The 1,291-nt window shown below is 41.8% G+C and carries 1 protein-coding gene; it reads right to left on the reverse strand.

The window, feature by feature from the left end; translation table 11 throughout:
* Positions 1–1,291: leucine-rich repeat domain-containing protein (locus L870_RS0106790; RefSeq protein WP_028517503.1), on the reverse strand; the 1,291-nt coding region annotated here is incomplete at both ends.

Genomic DNA, 1,291 nt, shown 5'->3' on the forward strand with positions numbered 1-1,291 from the left:
CCTGTGAGCTGCCGTCAGTATTTACAGCTTCAAGAGAGAAGCCTGCAAAAGGAAGTGTGAGTTCTGCAAGCGATTTACAGCCGCTGAATACATGGTAGCCTATACCTTTGGCACCGCCTTTGATAACAGCAGTTATGACTGATGAACAGTCATTGAATGCATATGAGCCAAGAGTTGTTACAGTCTGTGGGACAGTGATGCTTGTGAGACCTGTGCAGCCTGAGAATGCATAATCACCTACTGTGGTAAGAGTTTTCGGGAATGTTATAGTCTTGAGAGCAGCGCTGCTGCAATTACTGAATGCATATTTGCCAAGGCTTATAACACCCTCAGGTATCTTACCGTCAGATATTGAGGTACAGCCCTCAAATGCGTGATCATCAATGTATTTTATACCTTCCGAGATATAATTCTTAGTGATTGACGAGCAGTCTGCAAATGAGTAATTACCGATTTCGGTCATGCTCTTTGGCAGTACAAATGTCTCAACACCTGTAAAGCGATAGAACGCATAGTCTGAGAGTCTTGTACCACTCAGAACAGTGACCTTTTTAAGTGACTTAGGAATATATCTTCTCCAGCCGCCTGAGTTGTTGATGTTGTAATAATCCTTATCGTCGCCGTTAAGGAATAATACTGAAAGCTCACTTACTGTTTTAGGATCGTCGATGGACTTTTCATTTAATCCTGCAAAAGGAAGTGTAAGGTCAGCAAGTGACTTACAGCCGCTGAATATATGATTTCCGATACCGTCAGCACCGCCGTAGATTACAACAGTTTTAAGTGCGGAACAGTTATTGAAAGTATATTCACCGATAGTTTTTACTGTTTTTGGAACAGTGATGTTTGTTAATCCCTTACACTCAGTGAATGCATAGTTGCCGATAGATGTAAGTGTAGTCGGGAATTTTACGGTTTTGAGAGCTGAGCTGCTGCAATTGCTGAATGCGTAATTTCCGATGCTTTCAACGCCTTCGGGAATATAGATGTTTTCAAGAGATATACAGTCAGCATAAGAGTAAGCTCCGAATGATTTCATAGTACCGGGAACAGTGATGTTTTTTACGCTTGATATACGATAGAATGCGTAATTTGGCACTCTTGTTCCTGATGTAACAGTGATGGATTTAAGAGACTTAGGTATATATCTTCTCCAGCCGCCGTTGTTATTTACGTTGAAAAAGTCCGTATCGTTACCGTTGAGGAAGAAGTCAGAGAACTGCTGTGAGCTTCCTTCCTCGTTTGCTTCTGCGAGAGAATGTCCGATGTACGGTACAGTTATATCTTCAAT

It is taken from the genome of Ruminococcus flavefaciens ATCC 19208, from assembly GCF_000518765.1.
Lineage (GTDB): Bacteria > Bacillota > Clostridia > Oscillospirales > Ruminococcaceae > Ruminococcus > Ruminococcus flavefaciens.